The sequence below is a fragment of the Luteimonas yanweni genome, assembly GCF_039548475.1.
Lineage (GTDB): Bacteria > Pseudomonadota > Gammaproteobacteria > Xanthomonadales > Xanthomonadaceae > Luteimonas.
Map to the genome: position 1 here is coordinate 39989 of NZ_JBCLVC010000018.1, position 23732 is coordinate 63720.

16 protein-coding genes are annotated in these 23732 nt (G+C 70.8%); 6 read left to right on the forward strand and 10 right to left on the reverse strand.

Annotation, left to right across the window (positions count from 1 at the left end):
• Window positions 1-31: 31 nt before the first annotated feature.
• Window positions 32-1381, reverse strand: coding sequence for a M14 family metallopeptidase (locus tag WCE39_RS13730; RefSeq protein ID WP_343277247.1), 1350 nt, complete (start codon window positions 1379-1381; stop codon window positions 32-34).
• 116 nt (window positions 1382-1497) lie between these two features.
• Here WCE39_RS13730 and rsgA point away from each other — a divergent pair, with 116 nt between their 5' ends.
• Window positions 1498-2601, forward strand: coding sequence for a ribosome small subunit-dependent GTPase A (gene rsgA / locus WCE39_RS13735; protein WP_452299600.1), 1104 nt, complete (start codon window positions 1498-1500; stop codon window positions 2599-2601).
• A gap of 54 nt (window positions 2602-2655) precedes the next feature.
• The gene (locus tag WCE39_RS13740) at window positions 2656-3870 is read left to right on the forward strand and encodes a flavohemoglobin expression-modulating QEGLA motif protein (RefSeq protein ID WP_343277293.1); all 1215 of its coding nucleotides are present in this window, start codon (window positions 2656-2658) and stop codon (window positions 3868-3870) included.
• Here WCE39_RS13740 and WCE39_RS13745 read toward each other — a convergent pair.
• Entirely contained in the window at window positions 3867-4766 is a 900-nt protein-coding gene (locus WCE39_RS13745; protein WP_343277248.1) for a LysR family transcriptional regulator, read from the reverse strand. The two genes, WCE39_RS13740 and WCE39_RS13745, sit on opposite strands and share 4 nt — an antisense overlap.
• 63 nt (window positions 4767-4829) lie before the next feature.
• Window positions 4830-6575, reverse strand: a complete 1746-nt coding sequence (locus WCE39_RS13750; RefSeq protein ID WP_343277249.1) for a gamma-glutamyltransferase family protein — start codon at window positions 6573-6575, stop codon at window positions 4830-4832.
• A gap of 230 nt (window positions 6576-6805) precedes the next feature.
• On the opposite strand from WCE39_RS13750, the gene ggt reads away from it, so the two are divergent.
• From ggt to WCE39_RS13765, 3 genes are all read left to right on the forward strand, one after another.
• Window positions 6806-8533: a gamma-glutamyltransferase gene (gene ggt / locus WCE39_RS13755; protein WP_343277250.1), complete on the forward strand. Its 1728-nt coding sequence runs from the start codon at window positions 6806-6808 to the stop codon at window positions 8531-8533.
• A 130-nt stretch (window positions 8534-8663) separates the two neighbouring features.
• Window positions 8664-11759: a TonB-dependent receptor domain-containing protein gene (locus WCE39_RS13760; RefSeq protein ID WP_343255909.1), complete on the forward strand. Its 3096-nt coding sequence runs from the start codon at window positions 8664-8666 to the stop codon at window positions 11757-11759.
• Window positions 11760-11835: 76 nt separating this feature from the next.
• Entirely contained in the window at window positions 11836-13650 is a 1815-nt protein-coding gene (locus tag WCE39_RS13765) for a serine hydrolase (protein ID WP_343277251.1), read from the forward strand.
• On the opposite strand, the gene gltS is transcribed toward WCE39_RS13765, so the two are convergent.
• Genes gltS through dgcN form a run of 4 tightly spaced genes read right to left on the reverse strand, consistent with a single transcriptional unit; the run spans window position 13643 to window position 18569 of the window.
• Complete coding sequence (gltS, locus tag WCE39_RS13770; protein ID WP_343277252.1) at window positions 13643-14839, reverse strand: sodium/glutamate symporter; 1197 nt, start codon at window positions 14837-14839, stop codon at window positions 13643-13645. The two genes, WCE39_RS13765 and gltS, sit on opposite strands and share 8 nt — an antisense overlap.
• 45 nt (window positions 14840-14884) lie before the next feature.
• On the reverse strand, window positions 14885-16516 hold the full coding sequence (locus WCE39_RS13775; RefSeq protein ID WP_343277253.1) for an N-acyl-D-amino-acid deacylase family protein: 1632 nt from the start codon (window positions 16514-16516) through the stop codon (window positions 14885-14887).
• Entirely contained in the window at window positions 16513-17520 is a 1008-nt protein-coding gene (gene dgcA, locus WCE39_RS13780) for an N-acetyl-D-Glu racemase DgcA (protein ID WP_343277254.1), read from the reverse strand. The genes WCE39_RS13775 and dgcA overlap by 4 nt, the downstream gene beginning before the upstream one ends.
• Window positions 17514-18569, reverse strand: coding sequence for an N-acetyltransferase DgcN (gene dgcN / locus WCE39_RS13785; RefSeq protein ID WP_343255904.1), 1056 nt, complete (start codon window positions 18567-18569; stop codon window positions 17514-17516). Before dgcN ends, dgcA begins: the two co-directional genes overlap by 7 nt.
• Before the next feature lie 175 nt (window positions 18570-18744).
• Between dgcN and WCE39_RS13790 the strand changes: the two genes are divergently transcribed.
• Window positions 18745-21087 carry an NADP-dependent malic enzyme gene (locus WCE39_RS13790; RefSeq protein ID WP_343277255.1) on the forward strand — a complete coding sequence of 781 codons (2343 nt, stop codon included), beginning with the start codon at window positions 18745-18747 and terminating at the stop codon, window positions 21085-21087.
• Here the strand turns inward: WCE39_RS13790 and WCE39_RS13795 are convergent.
• The 3 genes from WCE39_RS13795 to WCE39_RS13805 are packed head-to-tail and all read right to left on the reverse strand — an operon-like array spanning window position 21084 to window position 23687.
• Window positions 21084-21440: a response regulator gene (locus tag WCE39_RS13795; RefSeq protein WP_343277256.1), complete on the reverse strand. Its 357-nt coding sequence runs from the start codon at window positions 21438-21440 to the stop codon at window positions 21084-21086. The two genes, WCE39_RS13790 and WCE39_RS13795, sit on opposite strands and share 4 nt — an antisense overlap.
• Before the next feature lie 7 nt (window positions 21441-21447).
• Entirely contained in the window at window positions 21448-21888 is a 441-nt protein-coding gene (locus WCE39_RS13800) for a response regulator (protein WP_343255901.1), read from the reverse strand.
• Window positions 21885-23687: an ATP-binding protein gene (locus WCE39_RS13805; RefSeq protein ID WP_343277257.1), complete on the reverse strand. Its 1803-nt coding sequence runs from the start codon at window positions 23685-23687 to the stop codon at window positions 21885-21887. The genes WCE39_RS13800 and WCE39_RS13805 overlap by 4 nt, the downstream gene beginning before the upstream one ends.
• Between the last annotated feature and the right edge of the window lie 45 nt (window positions 23688-23732).

Here is a 23732-nt window from a genome sequence, read left to right on the forward strand (position 1 = left end):
CGGGACGGTCGGCGCGGGCGGACGGCAGAGACTAGCGGAATTGCCGATGTGAGTCGCCGACGCCGAAGTGCGGGCATTCCGGGACGGCCGTGGGCGGCTGCGGCTCCAGCAGCAGGGCCATCAGGCTTTGCGCCGCGTGGCGGGCGGCCTTGTCAAGCTCCGCGGCGGGCGTGGTATCGCCCACCTCGTAGGTCACCGTTGGCGCGCCGAGGCGGCAGAACGCCCAGTTCTTGAACACCGGCGAGCGGGCGGTGGATGGCTTTTCCTCGATGTCGAAACCGGCCTGCATGGCCGTGATCCACGCGTGCAGCACGCCGCCCGGCGCGCGCGATGGATCCTCGGTCACGGTGTAGAACACGTCGCGGAAGGTGGAGTGGAAATCGATGGCGAAGGCCACGCGGCCTGCGTCGATGCCGCGGGCGTCCAACAGGTCGCGCAGCGCGCGCGTTTCCGGCTGCGCGAATGGCCCCCAGTCGCGGTTGAGGTCGACGCCGTTGGCGTTGCCGCGCCAGTGGCCCTCGACCACGCCGTCCGGGTTCAGCAGCGGCACCACGAGCACGCGCACCCGTTCGCGAAACGTGCGTGCCTGCGGCGTGTCCGCGGCCAGGGACTCTATGAATCCGGTCAGCGCCTGGGTCCCGGTGTTCTCGGGTGGATGCTGGCGCCCGAGCACTAGCAGCACCGGTGCGTCGGTGTCGGCAACGGCGCCGAACTCGAAAACATGCAGCGGGCGGCCCTGGACCGAACTGCCGAAGGTGCGTGGCTCGACGCCGAGCCGCGCGGCGACGTCTGCCGACCACGCCTCGAAGTCCCCGGGCAGGAACGGCGGCTGTGCCGACACGTGCAGCGCGCCCGTTTCGAGCTGCAGCTGCAGATGGGCGACGCCGTCGTCATCGACCCGGTACTCGTCGCCACCGGCCTCGCGCCACTCCCGGCCGTCGGCGCTGAGCTTGGGCACGTAGCGGTGGCGATGGCCGTGGGCATAGGCGAAGCGCAGCTCCAGCGTGCGCGGCGCATCGGCGTGGATGCGGAAGCCATACCAGGCGCTGGGATTGACCGGCTCCGTTTCCGGGGCGATGTCGATGCGGTAGCGGCCTTCACCCAGGCGCTCCACGCCGGACAGCCGCGCCGCGGGTAGCAGGTTGTCGAAGCGGATGCCGTCCGCGTCGAAGCGCCAGGCCTTTCGGACCTGGACCGCCACCTGCGGTACGTCCGCCGGAGCGGCGGCGGGCGGCACGGAGGCCGCCGCCTCCGGCGGATCGATCGGCTGGTGCGACGCACAGCCGGCCACGAGCAACGCCAGCGCGGCGGGCAGCCAGCGGGCGGCGCGCGTGGCCGCGTGGCCGCAGCGGTGCCGGCGTTCTTCGGTGGAAGGCGTCATCTGGAATCCAGTCGGGGGCAGTGACGCGCGATGGTCGCAGGCGCACCAAGGGCTGCCAAGCCGGCAGCGCTGGCGGGCGCTAGAATCGCGGCCATGATCTTCCATCGCCCCAGCGCTTGAATCCCGCCCCCGCCGAACTGCAGGCCATCGGCTGGCGGGCCGGCATCGATCCGCGCTGGCAGGAGGCGATGGACGCGCATCCGCAGGCGCGCCCTGCGCGGGTGGTCGAGCAGCATCGCTCGGGCTACGTGGTGGCCACCGGTCCCGACGACGGCGTCGCGGTGGAGTCGCTGCCCGAGTGGCAGCGGCCGGTCGGATACCGCAAGGGCACGGTGGCGCCGGAAGACCGGCCCGCAGTCGGAGACTGGGTGCTGGTCGAGGACGGCAAGCGCATCGTCGCCCTGCTGCCGCGCCGCAGCGCGATCAAGCGCGGCGCCGCCGGCGAGCACTACCGGCAGCAGCTGATCGCCGCCAACGTCGACGTGGCCTTCGTGGTCTGCGGGCTGGACGGGGACTTCAATCCGCGCCGCATCGAGCGCTACCTGCTGCTGGTGCAGGGCAGCGGCGCGCAGCCGGTGGTGGTGCTGACCAAGGCCGACCTGCCGGGTGCCGACCCGGCCGCGGCGCACGCTGCGCTGTCCGCCATCGAGGCCCTGGGCGTGCCTGCGGTGGCAGTGAACGCGAAGGACGCGGCGGCGGTCGCGGCGCTGTCGCCCTGGCTGCGTCCGGGCGACACCGCCGTGCTGGTCGGAAGCTCCGGCGCCGGCAAGTCCACGCTGACCAACACCCTGCTCGGCAGCGACCGGATGAAGACCGCCGCTGTGCGCGAGCACGATGCCCGCGGCCGCCACACCACCACCCATCGCGCGCTGCTCCCGCTGGCCACCGGCGCCTGCCTGATCGACACGCCCGGCATGCGCGAACTCAAGCCCACCGGCGAGGAAGAACTCGCCGACGGCGGCTTCGCCGACATCGAGGCGCTGGCGGCGCAATGCCGGTTCCGCGACTGCGCGCACGGCCGCGAGCCCGGCTGCGCGGTGCGCGCCGCGATCGCCAGCGGGGCGCTCGACGAAGGCCGCTTCCTCAACTACCTGAAGCTTGGCGGCGAACTCGCCGCCGCCTCGGACCGCCTGGCCTCGCGCCTGGCCGACCGGCAGGTCGCGAAGCTGCCATCGCGCACTCCACAGAAGCGGCCGGACGACCGGTCCGGCAAGCGCTGAGGCGTGGACGCCCGGTCGCCCGAGCTCGCAGGCCACGCCGCGCTCGACGCGCGCATGGTCGCGGCGGCGCGCGGGATCCGGGTGCTGACCTTGGCAAGCTGGCCGGCGACGGTGCAGCAGGAGTTCCTTGCCGGCCTTGCGCAGGGCCGGCTGCGGCTGCCGCGGGTCGGCTATCCCCGCCATGACTTCAGCGATGCCCGCCGCGAACTGCAGGCGATCATGGATGCCGCCGACCCCGCGCATCCGCTCGGTCGCTACCTGGTGGACTCGGCGCGGCAGTGGGACGTGGCCGCGCGCATGCTCGAAGCGCTGGGCACGCCCGCGGCCGGTGCGCTGTCGGTGGCGCTGTACGGCCGGCCGGACGACCCGCTGCCTGGCGGCGGGCCGAGCACGCGCGAGGCCGCGCGCCATTTCATCGCCATCGCCAACGAGCTCGACCGCGAACTGCTGGCGCCGGAGGAGCAGGTCGCGATCTCCGCCACCGCGCTGCAGCTGCAGCTGCAGAACGCGCTCGACGCCTTCTTCGGCGGGCGCGTGGTGGCGGTGGAGCTGGACCCGGACATGATCGCCAAGGCTGCGGCCGGCGCCTACCGCATCCGCCTGCGCACCGGTGCCGCCTACACCGATTACGACCGCCGCCAACTGTTGCACCACGAGGCGCTGGTGCATTCGCTGACCGCGCTCAACGGCCGCGCGCAGCCGCTGCTGCCGAGCCTGGCGATGTCCTCGCCGCGCATCACCGCCACCCAGGAGGGCCTGGCGGTGCTGGCCGAACAGATCACCGGCAGCATCGACATCGAACGCATGAAGCGCATCAGCCTGCGCACCGAGGCCATCGCGATGGCGATGGAGGGCGCGGACTTTCTGCAGGTGTTCGGCTACTTCCGCGACGCCGGCCAGGACGCTGCGGAAAGCTTCTCCTCGGCCCAGCGCGTGTTCCGCGGCGTGCCGGTGACCGGCGGCGCGGCCTTCGCCAAGGACACGGTCTACCTGCGCGGGCTGGTGGAGGTGCACACCTTCTTCCGCCACGCGCTGCGCGACGGCCGCCTGCGCCAGTGCCGGCGCCTGTTCGCCGGCAAGATGACGCTTGACGACGTGCAGGCCTTCGATCCGCTGTTCGATGCCGCGGTGCTGGCGCCGCCGCGCTGGCTGCCCGACTGGGTGGCGCGCGCGAACGGCCTGGCCGGACAGCTGGCGTTCTCGCTGTTCGCAAACCGGATCCGGCTGGACCGGCTGTCCGGTGCCGCCGCGCCGGGCAGCGCTGCCTAGGCCCCGCCCGGGCGCGTGTCGCGCAGGGCCTTTGCAAACACCACCAGGAAGCGGCGCGCGGCCTCCGATGGCGGGCGGTCCTCGAGGTGCACGCACTGCACCTTGAAGCGCAGCGGCGGCGAGAACGGCCGGTGCGAGGTGGCGGGGCCCGTGGCTGCGCGCGCGGTGAACTCGTCCACCACCGCCACGCCCACGCCGTGGCGCGCCAGTTCGGCGGCGATGTAGAAGGTCTGGTTGGAAACCACTTCGTTGACCGTGATGTCCTGGCGCTGGAGCTCGCGGTTGAGCAGTTCGCCCACCGGCCCGCCCGTGGTCAGGCCCACCAGGTCCTGGCCGTCGAGGATCCGCAGCGGCACGTGCTCGTCGACGCCGGGAAGGGCCGCAGTCTGGAATAACAGCATCAGCTCCCCGGTGTCGATGTCGCGACGTTTCATTCGTGGGTGCATGGGCGGGTCGTAGGCGATGGCGATGTCGCAGCTGCGTTCGTACAGTGCCTGGAACAGCGCATCGTGGTGCAGCGTCTGTACGTCGAAGGTGACGTCCGGGTGGCGCGCACGGAAACGCGCAATCGCCAGCGGCGCGACGTGCAGCCCCAGCGAAGGCACGACCGCCAGGCGGATGCGGCCGCCGGCGAAGCTGCGCAGGTTGCCGACCGTCTTCTGCAACGAAGTCAGCCGGTTGAAGACCTCGGAAACTTCGACGAACAGCTCGTGTGCCTGGTCGGTGGCGACCAGCCGCCCGCGCACCAGGCGAAACAGCTCCAGCCCCAGCTGCTGCTGGGTGTGCTGCAGCACCTTGCTGACCGAGGGCTGCGAGACGTGCAGCGCGCGCGCGGCGGCGCTGATGGAGCCGGAGGTATAGACGGCGTGGAAGACTTCGATCTGGCGAAAGCGCATTGTCGGCCGGCACTCCAGGGTGGCACCGTCATGATCGCCGCCGGTTGCCCGTATGTCGCGTGACTAAGGTTGTGCAACGACGCCTTCGCGACGCGGGTCGGCGGCGCCCTGCAGGACGCCGTCGGTCCGGGCCACGCCGTGCAGGCCCGAGTCCTCCCCGGCGCCCGCGACGATGTCGATGCCGCGCCCGGACAGCGCCGCGCGCAGCGCCGGGGAAAAAGCGCCGGCCTCACCGTTGAAGCGTTCGCCGCGCGCGACCAGGTTGGGCAGCGCGACCGCCTGTTGCAGCGGCAGGTCCCAATAGAGCCATCCGACCAGGGCCTTGGCGACGTAGGCGGGAATCGCGTTGCCGCCCGGCGAGCCGATCGCGCCGACGAAACCGCCGTCGCGGTCGAGCACGATCACAGGCGACATCGATGAGCGCGGGCGCTTGCCGGGTGCGATCGCGTTGGCGGCAGTCGTGCCCGGACCCCAGGAGAAGTCGGTCAGCTGGTTGTTGAGCAGCATGCCGCCGACCACGCGCCCGGAGCCGAAATAGGATTCGATGGTGGTGGTCATCGACACCGCGTTGCCCGCGGCGTCGACCACGACGAAGTGGCTGGTGCCGGCGGGCTCGTGGGTGGCGTCGGCCCCGTGCGCGGTCGCGGCGGGCGGCTGGCCATGCGCGGGCCGGCCGGTGGCGGCATGCGCGCCGATCAGCGCGCGGCGCGCAGCGACATAGTCCGGATCAAGCAGGCCCGCTACCGGCACCTGCGTGAAGCGCGGGTCGCCGACGTAGTGGTCGCGGTCGGCGTACATCAGGCGGCTGGCTTCGGCGAAGAGGAACCAGGCCTGTGGATCGTCGGGGCCGCGTTCGGCGATGTCGGTGCCGTCGAGCAGCAACATGAGCTGCAGCAGGCCGACGCCGCTGGCGGGCGGCGGTGCCGCGCAGATCACCCAGGCGCGCAGGGGACGGCAGATGGCGTCGCTGCGTTCGGCGCTGCCTTCGCGCAGGTCCGCCAGCGTCATGCGCGCGCCGTGCGGCGGCTGCGCGACGCGCGCCACCAGTGCGTCGGCCAGCGGCCCCGAGCGCAGGGCATCGGCGCCGCGCACGGCTATCGTGCGCAGGCTGGCGGCATAGGCCGGATTGTGGAAGGTGTCGCCGACGCGTAGCGGGGTGCCGTCCGCTGCGGCGAACAGCGCCACCACGTCGGATGCCCCTGCCTGCGGAAACGTGCCGGCGATGTGGCGATGCAGGCGCGGCGTCACCGCGAAGCCCTGCTCGGCCCGCGCCGCCGTGGATTCGAACAGCGTGGACCAGTCCAGCAGGCCGTGCGCGGCGTGTGCGAGCTCCAGCGCGTGCAGCGCGCCGGGTACGCCGGTGGCGTGTCCGCTCAGCATCGCGTCGGCGCGCACCAACATGTGCCCGTTGCCGTCGGTGAACATGCCGGGCACGGCGGCCGCTGGCGCGCGCTCGCGGCCGATCCAGCTGTCCACCCGGCCCGAGTCCGCGTCGTAATGCAGCACGATCGCGCCGCCCAGCAGGCCCGAGCTCTGCGGCTCGACCAGGCCCAGCATGGCCTGCACGGCGATGGCGGCATCGATCGCGCTGCCGCCACGGCGCAGCACGTCCACGCCGGCTTCGGTGGCGAGCGGGTGCGCGCTGCTGACCAGGCCTGCCGCGGGCGTGTCCGCCACGGCGGCCGGCGGTGGGGGCGCGGGTGTGCCGGCGCCTGCGCCGGTGCCGCAGGCGACCAGGCAGAGCACGGACAGCGAGGCAAGCGCGCGGTATGCCGTGGAGAGCGATGCGTGCAGCAGGGACGAGGTCAAGGGCAGGTTCCTGCGGAGGCCGGCGACGGGTGCGTCGCCGGCGGGAGGAGGTCCCGAGGCTATCGCGATCGCACGCCGGGCGCCCCACGCTTTGCGGAGGTGTCCGATAACGCCAGGTTATGGCCGCGCCCATAGCCCCGCCGCATACCCGTCCGCAGGAAAGCTGGGCGACAGCCGGGCCGGCCTCGGGCAGTGTCGAAGCGCTGCCCCGCCGACAAGGAGACCACCACATGCGCAGGCAATCCAGGCTGTTCCGCGTGGCGCTGTTCGCGCTCTGCCTGGCCGCCGGCTCGGCGGCGCCAGCGCAGACGCGGCAGTTGCTCAACTACGAACAGATCCACAAGCCCGTGGTCGCCGAGGGCGGCATGGTCGTCAGCCAGAGCGCGCATGCCAGCAGGATCGGGGCGCAGGTGTTGCGCGATGGCGGCAACGCGGTCGACGCCAGCGTGGCGATGGCCTTTGCCATGGCCGTGACCCTTCCGCGCGCCGGCAACATCGGCGGCGACGGCTACATGCTGGTCCATCCCGCGGGCGGGGCCGCCGCGGTCGCGATCGACTTCCGCTCGATGGCGCCCGCGCTGGCCACGCTCGATGCCTACATCGATGGGGACGGAACCCTGAAGGGCCACTCGGCCGGCATCCGCGCCGCGGGCGTGCCGGGCACCGTGGCGGGTCTGGCGCTGGCGCACGAAGCGCACGGCCGCCTGCCCTGGAAGCAGTTGCTGCAGCCCGCGATCCGACTGGCTGCGGATGGGATGGTGCTCAGCCGCGACGAGGCCTTTGCGCTGGACTGGGGCCGGGAGCGACTGGCGCGCAGCACTGCGGGCGCGAAGGTCTTCCTGCACCCGGACGGATCCGCGCTGCGCGCGGGCGAGCGCCTGGTGCAGGCCGACCTGGCCTGGTCCCTGCGCCAGATCGCCGAACACGGCGCTGATGCGTTCTATCGCGGCGCGATCGCCGAGCGGATCGACGCCGGCATGCGCGCCCACGGTGGGCTGCTGCGCAAGGCCGACCTGGCCGCGTATCGCGCCATCGCGCGCGAGCCGCTGCGCGGCAGCTACCGCGGCTATGCGCTGCTGACCATGCCGCCGTCCAGTGGCGGCGGGCCGGGGATCGCGATGACGCTCAATATCCTGGAGCACTTCGACCTGGCGACGATGGGAGCAGGCTCCGCCGATGCGCTGCACGTGCTGGCCGAGGCGACCAAGCGCGCCTGGCGCGACCGTCGGGCCCACGCCAACGATCCGGCGGCGTCACCCGTGCCGCTGCAGGGCTTTGTTTCAAAGGCCTATGGCGCGGCGCGGGCGACGGAGATCGCGATGGACCGGGCGACGCCTGCGGCCGCGGTCGACGCGGGCGACATCTGGGCCCATGAAGGACCGGACACCACCCATTTCTCGGTGGTGGACGACGAGGGCAACGCGGTCAGCACCACTTACACCATCGGCGCCGACTTCGGCTCAGGGGTGATGCTTGAAGGCACGGGTTTCCTGCTAGGCAACCTGATCGGCAACTTCTCGCTGCAGGCGCAACTCGATGCCGCCCGCGAGGGCCGTGAGCCGCCGGCGAACGCATTGCGGCCGGGCAGCCGCCCGGTGTCGAGCATGTCGCCGACGATGCTGCTGCGCGATGGCCGGCCGTGGCTTGTGACCGGCAGTCCGGGCGGCAACACCATCCCGGGCACGATCGTGCAGATGATCGTCAACGTCGTCGACTTCGACATGAACATCGCGGAGGCGACGTCGTTCCCGCGCATCCACCAGCAGGTCACCGCGCGTGGCGAGCTCGACATCGAGCGCGGGTTCAGTCCGGACACGCTGCGCATCCTGCGCGAGCGCGGCCACGAGCCGGAGCAGGGACAGACCATCGGCAGCACGCAGACGCTGCTGTTGGAGGCGTCCCACGTGGAAGGCGCGGCCGATCCCCGGCGCCCGGGCGCGGCTGCCTTCGCGCAGTAGGCGCGCAGGCATAACCTCCCGCTATGGGATGGGGCAGAAAAACGAGGGCTGGCGAAACGGCAACGCCGCTAAAGTCGAATAAGGGGAGCGCGCCTGCGCGCCGGTTTGATGTCTTCGGAGGGAACACCACATGCACCATCGCCTGACCAAGCCGACGCTGCTCAGCGTCATCCTCGGCGCGACGCTCCAGAGCATGGCGTTTGCACAGCAGCAGGATGTCGCGGAGCCGGATACGCCGCCGCTGCAGACAACCGCCACCGCCACTGCCACCGCAAAGGAGCTGGACGCCGTCGTGGTCGTGGGCAGCCGGCTTGCGAGCACGCGCACCGAGGGGCCGTCGCCGGTCCTGATAATGGACGAGGAGAAGATCGAGGCGACCGGCGCGATCTCCGGCGACGAGCTGCTGCAGTCGATCCCGCAGGTCGGCGACATGATGTTCAACAACGCCGACACCTCGGCCAACCTCAACGCCGCGCGCGGCGATGTCGGCTCGATCAACCTGCGCAACCTCGGCACCGGCAACACCCTGCTGATGGTGAACGGGCGGCGCATGGTCCCGCATCCGGGCACGCAGACCGAGGCGCTGGTGCCGCGGCAGACCGCCAACATGAACGCGATTCCGCTGTTCGGCACCCGCCGGGTGGAGACCCTGCTCGGCGGTGCGTCCGCGCTGTACGGATCCGATGCGGTGGCCGGCGTGGTCAACGTGGTGCTGGACACCCACTACCAGGGCTTCCAGGTGCAGGGCCAGTACGGCGGCTCCGAAGACGTGGACTTCCGCCAGGGCAACATCAACTTCAAGGCCGGCAAATGGTTCAACGATGGCCGCACGCGGGCCACGGTAGTCGGCGGCTGGACGCACCGCACCGATCTCCCGGCCACCGAGCGCGACTACAGCGCCAACATGGACCGCCGCGCGCAGATGGACGGCACCGACTTCGAGGGCGTCACCGCCTTCGACGACCGCATCACCGGCACCGCATGGGGCGTGTTCCAGACCATCGACGGCGTGCGCGTGTACGATGCCGACAACGGTTCGATCACCAGCGCCAGCGGCTATTTCCACATCGACCCTGTGGGCCACCACGGCTGTACCGCGCAGATCACCGACGATGTCTGCGTCAATTCCGGCGCGCAGAGCACCGACGCCGACCGGCCTCTGCGCTTCAGCCCGAACCACCAGCGCAACATCCTGGGCGAGGTCGACCGCATGAACGTGTTCGGCACGCTCGAACACGATCTGGACGACAACTTCGTCGCCTTCGCGGAGCTGGCGTACTACGAGTCCCGCTACAAGGGCATGCGCGAGCAGGCGGCGGCGCTGGGCGCGGCGCCGATCATCGTGTCGAAGACCAACTACTGGAACCCGTTCGGCGCCATGTACCTGCCCGACGGTTCGCTCAATCCCAACCGCCTGGCCGGCATCGACGCGCCGGAGGAGGGGCTGGACGTGCGCATGACCAGCTTCCGCGCCACCGACACCACGCGCCCGTACACGGTCGATGACGACCAGTACCGGTTCCTGGCCGGCGTCCGCGGCATGGTGGGCGGCTTCGACTGGGAAGGCGCGGTGCTGTACTCGGAGGCCAACACCACCGACACCCAGCACGGCTCGATCAGCAGCACGCTGTTCACCGAGGCCCTGGCGTGGAGCACGCCCGATGCCTACAACCCCTTCCACGGCGGCAACCTCGCCGACTGGGGCGCGCCGCCGGATTCCGCGCGCAACCAGGCGGCGATCGACCACTTCACGGTTCCCGTGGTCCGCAAGAGCAAGGCGACGCTGTTCCAGGTCGATACCCGCTTCATCCGCGAGGACCTGTTCGCGCTGCCCGCCGGCCACGTCGGGGTCGCCTTCGGCGCCGAGTGGCGCCGGGAAACCCTGAAGGACGACCGCGACCCGCGCTTCGACGGCACCATCACCTATACCAACCCGATGAACGGTGCGATCACCAGCGACGTGCTCGGCGCCAGCCCGTCGGGCGACAACTCCGGTGACCGCGACGTCGGTTCGCTGTACGCCGAGTTCGCGATCCCGCTGGTGTCGCCGTCGATGGGCGTGCCGCTGGTGCGCGCGCTGGACCTGCAGGTCGCCGGGCGCCACGAGCGCTACTCGGACTTCGGCGGCGTCACCAAGCCCAAGGTCTCGCTGGCCTGGGACATCGTCGACGGCCTGATGGTCCGCGGCAACTGGTCGGAGAGCTTCCTCGCGCCCAACATCCTGCAGCTGTACGCCGAAGGCACCACGGTCAGCAACAGCCGCACCGACTACTACGTCTGCGAGGCCGACATCCGCAACGGCACCATCGACGGCGTGCACCGCTGCGGCCGCAGCTACAGCACCATGGCGATCCGCAGCGGCAACCGCGACCTGCAGCCGGAGACGGCGGAAACCTGGTCGGCCGGCGTCGTGTTCCAGCCGCGCTTCCTGCCCGAATCCACCCGGATGACGTTCACCGCCGACTACTTCGAGATCCAGCAGGAAGACGTGATCGGCATCCTGGGCGAGGCCACCCAGCTGGCGCTGGACTACCTGCTGCGCATGGAGGGCTCGTACAACCCGGCGGTGGTGCGGCTGGAGCCCGACCAGGCCCGGATCGACCTGTTCGACGGCACCGGGCTGGCGCCGGTGGGCATGGTCGACTACGTGGATGACGTCTACATCAACCGACTGCCGCGGACCACGCGCGGCATCGACTTCGGCGTCGACTGGCGCCTGCGCACGGACAATGCCGGCACCTTCTACTCCAGCCTCAACGCGACCCGCCTGATCGAGATGTCGCAGGACCCGACCGAGGACGAGCTGCGCATCATCGCCGCCCAGGAAGCCGGGGTCATCGATGACAACTTCGACATCCGCAACGCCGGCAACCTGCTGGGCGTGAACGGCAAGCCGGAGTGGCGCGCCACCTTCAGCGCCTCGTGGCGCAAGGGCGGCTGGGGCCTGGGCACCTTCGTCAACCACACCGACGCCTTCGAATCGACCGGCGCGGTCTCCAACCTCGGCAATTACTACCCGGTGCCGAGCTGGACGACGACCAACCTCTGGGCCGAGCATCGCTTCAGCGGAACCGAGGGCTTCCTCGATGGCACCCGCATCCGCCTGACGGTGCGCAACATCGGCGATCGCCAGCCGCCGCTGACCCCGAGCGCGCTGGGCTATTCTTCGCTGCACAATGCGCTCGGGCGCGGTTACTACCTGACGGTGACCAAGTCCTTCGACTGATCGCCGTCCACGCGCGCGCCGCCGCCATGGATGGCGATGGCCTGGCGCACGGTCCCGGAATCCCCTCGGAGGCACCATGAAGCAACGCAGCAGGGCCGGTCGCGCCCTGGCACTGTTCGCCGTCGTCCTGGCCTGCTGCGCCTGGCTGCCGTCCGCGGCGGCCGAGGGCATCGAGGACCGGCTGCGCGGGCTGATGGACGAGCACGGCACGGTAGGCCTGGCGGTGGTGGTGGTCCGCGACAACGCCATCGTCTACAGCGGCAGCCTGGGCTGGAAGGACCTGGAGCGGCAGGTTCCCCTTGAACAGGATGACGCCTTCCGCATCGCCTCCATCTCCAAGTCCTTCGTGGCCACCTCCATCCTGCAGCTGGTGGAGCAGGGCCGCCTGTCGCTGGACGACGAGGTTGGCGGCCTGATCGGCTTCCCTGTGCGCAACCCGGCGTTCCCGGAGCGCCCGGTCACGCTGCGGATGCTGCTCAACCACACTTCGTCGATCACCGACGGCGAGCAGTACGGCAGCCTCGATGCCATCGATCCCGGAGCAGGCGGCGCGTGGCGGGAGCGCTATGCCGACCGCGCGCCCGGTGAGCGCTACGAATATTCCAACCTCGGCTACAACATGGCCGGCGCGATCGTCGAGCGCGTGTCCGGCGAGCGCTTCGACGCCTACGTCCGCAAGCACGTGCTCCAACCGCTCGGCCTCTACGGTGGCCACCTGGTGGACGCTTTGGACCGGGACCGTATCGCCTGGATCTACCGCTGGCGCGAGGGCGATGGCTTCGTGCGTTCGGAGGCGGCCTACGCGCCGCTGGCCGAACGCCTGCAGGGCTATGCCATGGGCCGCGACGCCCCCCTGTTCTCGCCCACGGGCGGGCTGAAGATCCCGGCGCCGGACCTGGCGAAGTACATGCTGATGCACATGAACCACGGCCAGTGGAACGGCGTGCGCATCATCAGCCCGGCGAGCGCGGTGGCGATGCAGACGCCCACCGTCGCCATCGACGACGGCAGCGGCGGCTACGGCCTGGCCATGCGCACCGACCGGACCCTGGTGCCCGGGGTGGTGCTGACCGGCCACACCGGATCGGCCTACGGCCTGTACAGCTCGATGTTCTTCGATGCGGAGAGGAAGTACGGCTTCGTCGTGATCACCAACGGCAGCCGCGGCGAGGAGGCGTTGCGGACGGCGGTCAACCGGGCGCTGCACGAGCACTTCATCGCCGGCCTTGAGGAGACGCCGGCCGCGCCCGTCGTCTCCGGCGCGGCCACGATGGACGCGGCGGGCATGGTCGACATCCGCAGCCTGGTGCCGGACATGTCGCAGGCGATCGCCTATGCCGGCAGCGACAACTTCGTCGGCGCGCCGGTGGACGGCTACGAAGCGCCGCGCTGCTGGCTCAAGCGCGAGGCGGCCGAGGCGCTGGCGCGGGTTGAGGCCTCGCTGCGCGAGCGGGACATGCGCCTGCACATCTTCGACTGCTACCGCCCGGTGCGCGCGGTGACGCACTTCATGCGCTGGGTCGGCGATGCCGGCGACGTCGCCACCAAGGCCACCCATTACCCGGACCTGGACAAGCAGCAGCTGCTCGACGGCTACATCGCCGAGGTTTCGGGCCACAGCCGCGGCCACACCGTCGACCTCACCGTGCTGCGCTGCGACGATCGCGGCCTGGACTGCGCGCCGCTGGACATGGGCACCGGCTTCGACTTCTTCGGCACCCGCGCCCATACCGATTCGCCGGAGGCCAGCGCGCAGCAGCGCGCCAACCGCCACCTGTTGCGCGACGCGATGGCCGCCGGCGGCTTCGCCAACTATCCGATGGAATGGTGGCACTACAGCTTCCAGACCGGCGTGGCACCGGGGCCGCTGTACGACGTGCCGGTCAACTGAAGAAGTTGATGAACCCGGTGATGATCAGCGCGTTGCTGAAGTCGATGAAGAACGCGCCAACCAGCGGCGCGACCAGGAACGCGCGCGGCGCCGCGCCGTAGCGCTCGACCAGGGTGCGCATCACCGCCATCGCGTTCGCAGTGGTGCCGAGCATGAAGCCGATGAAGCCGCCGCCCATCACCGCGGCGTCGTAGTCGCGACCCATCATCCGGAACACCACCAGGCAGAATGCCGCCACCATCGCCACCTGCAGGCCCAGGTTGACCAGCAGCGGCATCGCCAGGCCGGCCAGTTCCCACAGCTTGAGGTTCATCAACGCCACCGACAGGAACAGCGCCAGGCTGACGTTGCCGATGAGGTCGGTGGTCGGCACCGACATGCCGATCCAGCCGGTGGCGTCGTCGATGTTGCGGATCACCGCGCCGACCAGCATCGCGCCGACGTAGGCGGGCAGGGTGATGCCGGTGGTCGAGATCAGGTCGCTGACCCAACTGCCCAGCCACATCGCCACCAGGATCACCACAATGCTCTTCAGCGCGCCGTATTCGCGCTGGGCTTCGGTCAGCGGCGGGCCGGCGGCCTGGAGGTCCTCGGGCGAGGTGTGGTCCTGCGGCCGCGAGGACACCAGTTTGAAGCGCCGGATCAGCACCGTGATCACCGGCCCGCCGATCAGTCCGCCCAGCACGATGCCCGACATCGCCGCGGCCACCGCGATCGATTCCGCGCCTTCCACGCCGGCCGCTTCGAACAGCGGCGCGAACGCCAGCCCCGTCGCCGGGCCGCCGGTCAGCGTGGTCGAGCCTGCGAGGACGCCGAAGAGCGGGTGCAGGTCGAAGCCCATCGCCACCGCCATGCCGAGCAGGTTCTGCGCCACCGCGAACACGGTGGCCAGGGCCAGGAACACCATCACCTGCTTGCCGCTGATCTTCAGCAGGCGCAGGCTGGCGTTGAGGCCGATGGTGGTGAAGAACGCGATCATCAAAGGGCTCTGCAGCCCGGTGTCGAGCACGAACAGCGTCGTGCCGCGGTCGTGGGCGATCCAGGCCGCGATCGCGAACACCAGTCCGCCGATCACCGGCGGCGGCAGGTTGTAACGACCGAGCACGGGGATCACGCGGCACAGCGCATAGCCAATGAACAGCGCGATGCCGGCGAGGGCGAGGGTCTGGACGGCGTCGAGTTGCAGCATGGCTTCCTTCTCGGTCTCAGGCCGCCCGCGGGTGGCGGGCGGTGCTCAGGGGCAGGTGCCCGGAGGCGGACGATGCTGGAGCATGCGGCCCGGCAGGGCATGTGCCGCATGGCCCTCGTCGATCACCGGTATTCCGTTGACGAACAGGTGCACGACGCCCGTAGACAGCACGTCCGGCCGGATGTAGTCGGCCTTCGGCGCGTAGGCCTCCGGGTCGAACACCAGCACGTCTGCGAACTGCCCGGCGCGCAGGAAGCCGCGATCGGCGATGCCGAACGTGGTCGCGGTCAGCCCGGTGGAGCGGTGGATGAAAGCGGCCAGGTCGATCACACCCTCACCCACGACGAAGCGCGCGTACTTCTCGGGAAAGGTCGCGTACTGGCGCGGGTGGCCATCGCCGCCGTCGGAGGCGGTCAGCACCCAGGCTTGGCGCATGAGCAGGTCGACGTCATCGCGGCGCATGTTGAACGAGGCAATGCGCTGCGCCGAGCCGGTGCGCCCGGTGCCGCCTTCGCGGATGATGCGCAGCGCGGCTTCGACAGGGTCGAGGCCGGCCTCGACGGCGAACTGCTGCAGCGTGCGCGCACTCCACGGCCAGCCGGTGCCGGTCATCAGGATCGCGTCGGCACCGCCGCGGCGCTTGAGGTTGTCGCGGATGCCGTCGCGGATGCGGGCGGCAGTGACCGGGTCGTCGAGCCGCTCGAACAGCGCCGGACGCCCGCCGTCCACCGCCCAACGCGGCAGCAGCGCGGCGCCAAGGCTGGTGGAGGAGGCCAGCCACGGATACTGGTCGGCGGTCACGCGCTGGCCTTCGGCGCGCGCGCGCTCGATGCGCGCGACGATGTCGCCTGCGCTGCCGTGGACGTCCGCGCCCAGCGCCTTGATGTGCGCGATGTGCACCGGAAGCCGTGCGCGCCGGCCGATTTCCAGCACTTCCTCGATCGAGCCCATCAGGCCCAGCGAGTAGCTCGATTCGTCGCGCTGGTGGGTGTCGTAGATCCCGCCGCGGACGCCGGCTTCGTGCGCGAGCGCGACCACCTCGTCGGTCGAAGCGAAGCTTTGCGGCGCGTAGAACAGGCCGGCGGAGAGGCCGAAGGCGCCCTCGCACATCGCGTTCGCGACCAGGCCGCGCATGCGCACCAGCTCGGCGTCGTCGGGTGCGCGTGCATCGTGCCCAAGCACGCGTCGGCGCACGGGGCCCAGGCCGACGTAGGCGGCGACGTTGGTGCCGGTGCCCGCGGCTTCCAGCGCCGCGCGCTCGGCGGCGATGTCCGGTGTGCCGCCGCCGTCGATGCCGATGAAGATCGTGCTCACGCCCTGGTGCAGCCAGGGCAGGAGGCGCCGCATCGCCGGATCCTGCGAGCGCAGGTAGGTGTCGGGATGGGTATGCGGGTCGATCAGCCCCGGCGACACCACGTGGCCGCTGGCGTCGATCTCGCGCGCCGCGCGGTAGCGCCGTCGCAGGCCGGGTCCGACTTCGAGGATGCGGTCGCCGCGGATCGCGATGTCGGCGCTCCGGCCGGGCCCGTCGCCACCGTCGAACAGCAGGCCGCCGTGGATCAGGGTGTCAGCTTCATTCCTGGCCTCGACTGCGGACGGCTGCTGCGGCTGCGGCCGACTGGCGCATCCGGCGAGCAGCAGCAGGCAGGCAACCATCAGGCCGCGGCCGGCCCTCATGCGGCGTGCGCGTCCCTGGCGCGAGTGCCGCCACCCCACAGCGCCGGTGCCGCGGGCTGCAGCAGGCCGTCGCGCATGGCCACGCCGCCGGCGTGGTCGTCTTTCAGCCACAGCGGCCCGTCGAGGTCGACGAATTCGGCGTGGCGCGCGATGTGCCACGCCGGCGCGATCGCAAGCGAGGAGCTGATCATGCAGCCGACCATGATCTCGAAGCCCTGCACGCGCGCCGCGTCCAGGAGTTCCAGCGCGCCGGTGAGGCCGCCGGTCTTGTCGAGCTTGATGTTGACCACCTGGTAGCGCCCGCGCAGGCGCGCCAGGTCGTCGGCGGTGTGGCAGGACTCGTCGGCGCACAGGCGCGTGACCGGTACGAATCCGAGCAGGGCGTCGTCCTCGCCGGCAGGGAGCGGCTGCTCGACCAGGTCGATGCGGGCCTCCGCAAGCACCGCCTGCATCGCCTGCAGCAGTTCGAAGGACCAGCTTTCGTTGGGATCGACGATCAGGCGCGCACCGGGCAGCACGTCGCGCACGGCGCGGATCTGTGCGGCGGGATCGGTGGCATCGACCTTGATCTTCACCAGGTCGAGGTGGGCGAGCGCGCGCGCCGCCTCGGCCATGCGTTCCGGCGTGTCGAGGCCCACGGTCTGCGCGCAGACCAGGGGCGGGACATCGGGCTGGCCCAGCAGCGACGCGACCGCGGCCGCCTGCTGCTGCGACTCGAGGTCCCAGAGCGCGCAGTCCAGGGCATTGCGCGCTGCGCCCGGGGACAGCAGTTCGCACAGTCCGCGCCGGTCCAGGCCGCCGGCGATAGCCGGGGCCAGCAGCGAGGCCTGGTCGATCACCGAGGCCACGCTTTCGCCGTAGCGCGCGTAGGGCATCGACTCCCCGCGGCCGGTGCATCCGCCGCGGCTGACCGTCGCCACCACCACTTCGGCCGAGGTGCGCGTGCCGCGCGAGATCCGGAAGGGCGTTGCCAGCATGTGGCTGGCATGCGCCAGGCTCAGCACGGCACCGATTCCAGCAGCCGGTCGACGATCCGCGCCACGCCGCCGCGCATCGGGTCCTGTGCCGGCAGTCCAAGCAGGTCCTCGGCCTCGCGGCAGGCGCGCTCGGCACCGGCCGGGTCGAGCTTCGAGGTGTTGAGTGCCAGGCCGACCGCGACCACGCCGGGACTGGTCAGCCGCGCCGCGGCGAGGTTTGCTTCCAGCGTGGCGGCCAGGCCGGGCAGCGGGTAGTGGCGGAGGCCGCGCATGTGCGGGCGGCCGGGTTCGTGGCACAGCACCAGTGCGTCGGGCTGGGCGCCGTGCAGGAGGCCCAGCGACACACCCGCGTACGAGGGATGGAACAGCGACCCCTGGCCTTCGATCAGGTCCCAGCCGCCATCGTGGCGCTCGGGCGACAGCCATTCGATGCCACCTGAAATGAAGTCGGCGACCACCGCGTCGATCGGGATCCCGCGCCCGGCCACGAAGATGCCGGTCTGGCCGGTGGCGCGGAAGTCGGCGGCCAGGCCGCGGCCGCGCATCTCGGTTTCCAGCGCCAGCGTGGTGTACATCTTGCCGGTGGAACAGTCGGTGCCGACGGTCAGCAGCCGGCGCCCGGCGCGCTTCGCGCCGTTGCCGACGGGCGTGGCCGGCGGGGTGCGGGCGTCGAACAGGTGGCGCCCGTTGCGGCGCGCGGCCTCGACGATCTCCGGGTGCGAGACCAGCCGTTCGTGCAGGCCCGAGGCGACGTTCATGCCGGCATCCAGCGCCGCGATGATGTCCGCGACCGAGTCCGCGCCCAGCCGCCCGCCGGCATTGGCCACGCCAACGATCATGGTGTTGGCGCCGGCGGCGCGGGCCTGGGCGAAGTCCATGTCCGGCACGTGCACGCTGGTCCTGCATTCCGGCCCGCGGAACTGGCCCACGCACCACTCGGGCCGGAACTGCACCAGCCCGCGCGCGGTTTTGGCGGCAAGGTCGTCCGCCGCGTTGCCCAGGTACAGCAGGAACGGCGGCGGCCAGTGCGATGCGTCCGTGGCGGCGGTGGATGAGGCGGAAACGGTGGCGGGCATGGCCTGGTGCGTCCTGTGCGGCCCGGCTGGGCAGGGGGAGTTCCATCTTCGGTCCTGGGCATATGTCCCGCCATTGAAAAGATGCCGGCCGCGCATAACCCGGGGTTATGGCATCGCCGGGCCGCACCGGCCCGGGGAGCTAGAATGGACGGCCCGCCAGGACCGCAGCCACGCCATGACCGAACAGCCGCCCGCCAGCCCGTCGTCCAGCGAAGAATTCAAGCAGGCGGCGCTCGACTACCACCGGGTCGCTCCGCACGGCAAGATCAAGGTGGTCCCGACCAAGGCCCTGGTGACCCAGCGCGAACTGGCCCTGGCGTATTCGCCGGGCGTGGCCTACGCCTGCGAGGCGATCGTGGCCGAGCCCGACGAGGCCAGCACGCTCACCGCCCGCGGCAACCTGGTGGCGGTGATCACCAACGGCACCGCGGTACTGGGCCTGGGCGACATCGGCCCGCTGGCCAGCAAGCCGGTGATGGAAGGCAAGGGCGTGCTGTTCCAGAAGTTCGCCGGCATCGACGTGTTCGACATTGAAGTCGACGAGCGCGATCCCGACAAGCTGGTCGACATCATCGCCAGCCTCGAGCCGACGTTCGGCGGCATCAACCTCGAGGACATCAAGGCGCCGGAATGCTTCATCGTCGAGCGCAAGCTGCGCGAGCGGATGAAGATCCCGGTGTTCCACGACGACCAGCACGGCACCGCGATCATCGTCGGCGCCGCGCTGATCAACGCGCTGGAGATCGCCGGCAAGCGCATCGACGAAGTGAAGATCGCGCATTCCGGCGCCGGCGCGGCCGGCATCGCCTGCCTGGACATGCTGGTGGCGCTGGGCGCGACGCCCGCGAACATCCTCGCCGCCGACCGCGACGGCGTGATCCACACCGGGCGCGAAGGCATGGACCCGGATCGCGCGCGCTACGCCCGCGACACCGCCAAGCGCAGCCTGGCGGAGATCGTGGCGGGTGCCGACGTGTTCCTGGGCTTGTCCGCCGGCGGCGTGCTGACGCCGGACATGGTCAAGACCATGGCCGCGCGGCCGGTGATCCTGGCGTTGGCCAATCCCCACCCCGAGATCCTGCCCGATGTCGCGCGCGCCGCGCGCCCGGACAGCATCATCGCCACCGGCCGCTCCGACTACCCGAACCAGGTCAACAACGTCCTCTGCTTTCCGTACATTTTCCGCGGCGCGCTCGACGTCGGCGCGACCGAAATCAACGAGCGCATGAAGCTCGCCTGCGTGCACGCGATCGCGGACCTGGCCAAGCGGGAATCGTCCGACCTCGGCGCCGCGTACGGCGGCGACGTGCTGTCCTTCGGCCCGGACTACTTCATCCCCCGGCCCTTCGACCCGCGCCTGCTGATGACGCTGGCGCCCGCGGTCGCGGAGGCGGCCATGGAGTCGGGCGTGGCGCGCCGGCCGCTGGCCGACGTCGATGCCTATCGCGAGAAGCTGGGCCAGTTCGTGCACCGCACCGGCCTGGTCATGAAACCGGTCTACGAGCGCGCGCGCGCCGACGTGAAGCGCATCGTCTACGCGGAGGGCGAAGAGGAAACGGTGCTGCGCGCGGTGCAGTCGGTGGCCGACGAGCAGCTGGCGCGGCCGATCCTGATCGGCCGGCCCGAGGTCATCGCACAGCGCATCGAGCGCCTGGGCCTGCGGCTGGAGGAAGGCCGCGACTTCGACCTCACCAACATCCACGACGACCCGCGCTTCGGCGACTACTGGCGCCAGTACCACGCGCTGACCGAACGCCGCGGCGTGACCCCGGACGCGGCCAAGAACCTGGTGCGCTCGCGCGCCACCCTGATCGCGGCGCTGATGGTCCAGCGCGGCGAGGCCGACGGCATGATCTGCGGCCTGGTGGGCCGCTACCACAAGAAGCTCGGCTACCTGCGCACCGTGTTCGGGCTCGACCGCGGGGTGGCCGGCACCTCGGCCATGACCGGCGTGATCAACGACCGCGGCGTGTGGTTCTTCCTCGACACCCACGTGCAGGTCGATCCCACGGCCGAACAGATCGCCGAGGCCACGCTGCAGGGCGCCTACCGGCTCAAGCTGTTCGGCATCGAGCCGCGGGTGGCGCTGCTGTCGCATTCGAACTTCGGCAGCCACGACAACCCGAGCGCGGCGAAGATGCGTCGGGTGCGCGAGATCCTGGTGAAGCGCGCGCCGCGCCTGGACATGGACGGCGAGATGCAGGGCGACACCGCCTGGGACGCGGTGCTGCGCGAGCGCATGTGTCCGAACACCACCCTCACCGGCCGCGCCAACATGTACGTGCTGCCCAACATCGACTCGGCCAACATCGCCTACAACCTTGTGCGGGTGATGACCGACGGCGTGGCGCTCGGACCGATCCTGATGGGCGTCGACCATCCTGCGCACGTGCTGACCGCGGGCAGCACGCCGCGGCGCGTGGTCAACATGACCGCGATCACCGCGGTGGAAGCGCAGATCCGCGCCGCGCGTCGCAGCAGCAGCGGCGCCGGGTCCGCGGAAGCGGACGGCGTCTAGGCGCGAACGAGTCCGCGCGCCAGTTCGACCAGGCGCGCGGGGTCGTCCTTCAGCACCACCGCGTGGGCGTCGGGCAGGTCGCCGGCGCCCTGCGGCGGCTCGGCACCGGTCAGGATCACGTAGCAGGCCTCCGGCGCATGCCGCCGGGCCGCCGCCAGGGCCTCCGCGCAGGACCAGCCGGGGAGGTTGAGGTCGCAGAGCACCAGATCCGGGACGAAGCCATCGCAGGCCGCGGGCAGCGCGCTTTCGCGCTGGACGCTGCGGCATTCGATCACGATCCGGGCCTCGCGCAGCGCGAATTCCGTCAGCTCGGCGTCGTCGCGCGAATCATCCACGATCAGCACGCGGAGCACGGCGACGTCAGCCTTCGCCCGGGGACTCGTTGAGCACCGCCCAGAACTTGCCCAGCGTGCGCACGGCCTCGAAGAACTGGTCGACATCGACCGGCTTCACCACGTAGGCATTGACGCCGAGGTCCCAGCTGCGCGCAAGGTCGTTCTCTTCGCGCGAGGACGACAGGATCACCACCGGCATGCGCTTGAGGCTCTCGTGCTTGCGCAGCTCGGTGAGGACCTCCAGGCCGTCCATGCGCGGCATCTTGATGTCGAGCAGCAGCACGGCCGGGTCGCCCTCGGGACGGTCGGCGAACTTGCCGCGGCGGAACAGGTAGTCGAGCGCCTCCACGCCGTCCTCGACGTGGACGATCGGGTTGGCGAGGTGGGCGTCCCTCAAAGCGTCGACGGCCATCTCGGCGTCGTGCGGGCTGTCCTCGGCGAGGAGGATCGTGCGGATGGCGGTCATGCGGTCTGACTCCGTTGGCTCAGGTCGAGGTTGGCTGGGAGAGTGAAATGGAAAGTAGCGCCCTTGCCGGGCTCGGCTTCGGCCCAGATGCGGCCATTGTGCCGGGTGACCACGCGCTTTGCGCTGGCCAGGCCGATGCCGGTGCCGCTGAATTCGCTGGGGGCATGCAGGCGCTGGAACACGCCGAACAGCTTTCCGGCGTAGGCCATGTCAAAGCCGGCGCCGTTGTCGCGGACGCTGAAGACGTGCTCGCCGTCGGCGCCCAGGGCGTGCTCGACGGTGACGGTGGCCGGTTCGCTCTGCATGCTGTACTTGACCGCGTTGCCCATCAGGTTGCCCCAGAGCTGGCGCAGCATGTTCTCGTCGGCCACCAGCACCGGCATCGGCCCGATGTGCCACTGCACGTGGTGGTCCGGGGCCTCGGTCGCGACGTTGCTGTCGAGCATCGCCCGGGTTTCCTCGACCAGCGACTGGATGTCCACCGCCTGCAGGCGCAGCGCGCTGCGGCCCAGGCGCGAGTAGACCAGCAGGTCGTCGATCAGCTCCGACATGCGCTTTGCCGAGCCGCCGATCACGCCGAGGTAGTGGGCGCCCTTTTCATCGATGCCTTCGCCCAGGTGGCGGCGCAGCTTGTCGGCAAAGCCGGCGATGTGGCGCAGCGGCGCGCGCAGGTCGTGCGAGACCGAATAACTGAAGGCCTCGAGCTCGCGGTTGACGTCGGACACCTGCTCGACCTTGCCTTCCAGCTGGCGGTTCAGGTCGCGGATGTGCTCTTCGCTGGCCTTCTGCAGGCTGATGTCGCTGGCGGTCACCAGGGCGACGGTGTCGTCAATGTCGGGAAGCTCCATCAGGCGCGCGTTGACCAGCATCACGCGCTGCATGGAATCCGCGGTGCGCTGCGTGAGCTCGTAATCCCAGAGTTCACGGTCGCGGCCGCAGACGTCGCGCAGCCGGCGCAGCGTTTCCTCGTCGTTCCAGGCGCCGGAGCCAACCTCGGACAGCAGCTGCCCGCGGCCATCCTCCTGGAGCCCGAACAGCTCGCTGAAGGCGGCGTTGTGCATCACGATGCGCAGCGACTTGTCGAGCAGCACGATCGGCTCGCGCACGGTGTCCAGCACGGCCGCGGCGCGCAGGTTGGCGCGCTGCGAGGCGATTTCTGCGAGGCCGCGCCGGTCGGAGTCGCGGGCGGCCAGCGTGGCCAGGCCGACCAGCAGCAGGATCTGCGCGAACAGGGTGCCGCCGGACAGCCACGATGCCTGGCTGCGCGCACGTTCCGCGATCGCGGTGCGTTCGGCGAGCAGCATGCGCTCGGCATTCACCATTTCCGCGATCGGCGCCTGCACCGGGAACTGCTCCGCCAGCCGCTGCAGCTCCGCGTGGTCGACTCCTCCGCCGGGCGCGACCAGGCGCTCGATCTGGTCCAGGCGCTGGCTGATGCTCTGGCGCAGACGGCCGATGCGCACCTGCTGCTCGGCCGAGTCGCGGGTGAGCTCCTCGATGGTGTCCAGCGTCGGCCCGATCACCGTGAGGCTGTAGTCCATGCGCTCCTCGAGAATCGGCGCGTCGGCGCCGAGCAGGCGTTCGAGGGTGACCGCCTCGATGTTGCGCACCGCGGCGCTGGCGATCTGCAGGGCGGCCTCGACCTGCAGCGTGTGCGCCACCATGGTCTCGGCGTCGCGGTTGCGCTCCTCGGCCATGCGCAGCAGCAGGAACGGCGCGACCACGATCACGAGCACGGCCAGGACCAGCAGCGGGATGCGCCAGCGGGAGGCGACCAGTGGCGTGGCGGCGGAGGGCATCGGCGACGGGTTCCCCTGGGTGGTTCGGTGCGCTGGCGCGCAGGA

Coding starts and splice junctions, on each gene's coding strand:
- WCE39_RS13730 (WP_343277247.1), bottom strand. CDS start 1,381: ATGACGCCTTCCACCGAAGAACGCCGGCACCGCTGCGGCCACGCGGCC.
- WCE39_RS13775 (WP_343277253.1), bottom strand. CDS start 16,516: ATGAGGGCCGGCCGCGGCCTGATGGTTGCCTGCCTGCTGCTGCTCGCC.
- WCE39_RS13790 (WP_343277255.1), top strand. CDS start 18,745: ATGACCGAACAGCCGCCCGCCAGCCCGTCGTCCAGCGAAGAATTCAAG.
- dgcN (WP_343255904.1), bottom strand. CDS start 18,569: ATGCCCGCCACCGTTTCCGCCTCATCCACCGCCGCCACGGACGCATCG.
- WCE39_RS13805 (WP_343277257.1), bottom strand. CDS start 23,687: ATGCCCTCCGCCGCCACGCCACTGGTCGCCTCCCGCTGGCGCATCCCG.
- WCE39_RS13800 (WP_343255901.1), bottom strand. CDS start 21,888: ATGACCGCCATCCGCACGATCCTCCTCGCCGAGGACAGCCCGCACGAC.
- WCE39_RS13760 (WP_343255909.1), top strand. CDS start 8,664: ATGCACCATCGCCTGACCAAGCCGACGCTGCTCAGCGTCATCCTCGGC.
- gltS (WP_343277252.1), bottom strand. CDS start 14,839: ATGCTGCAACTCGACGCCGTCCAGACCCTCGCCCTCGCCGGCATCGCG.
- WCE39_RS13745 (WP_343277248.1), bottom strand. CDS start 4,766: ATGCGCTTTCGCCAGATCGAAGTCTTCCACGCCGTCTATACCTCCGGC.
- WCE39_RS13765 (WP_343277251.1), top strand. CDS start 11,836: ATGAAGCAACGCAGCAGGGCCGGTCGCGCCCTGGCACTGTTCGCCGTC.
- ggt (WP_343277250.1), top strand. CDS start 6,806: ATGCGCAGGCAATCCAGGCTGTTCCGCGTGGCGCTGTTCGCGCTCTGC.
- WCE39_RS13740 (WP_343277293.1), top strand. CDS start 2,656: ATGGTCGCGGCGGCGCGCGGGATCCGGGTGCTGACCTTGGCAAGCTGG.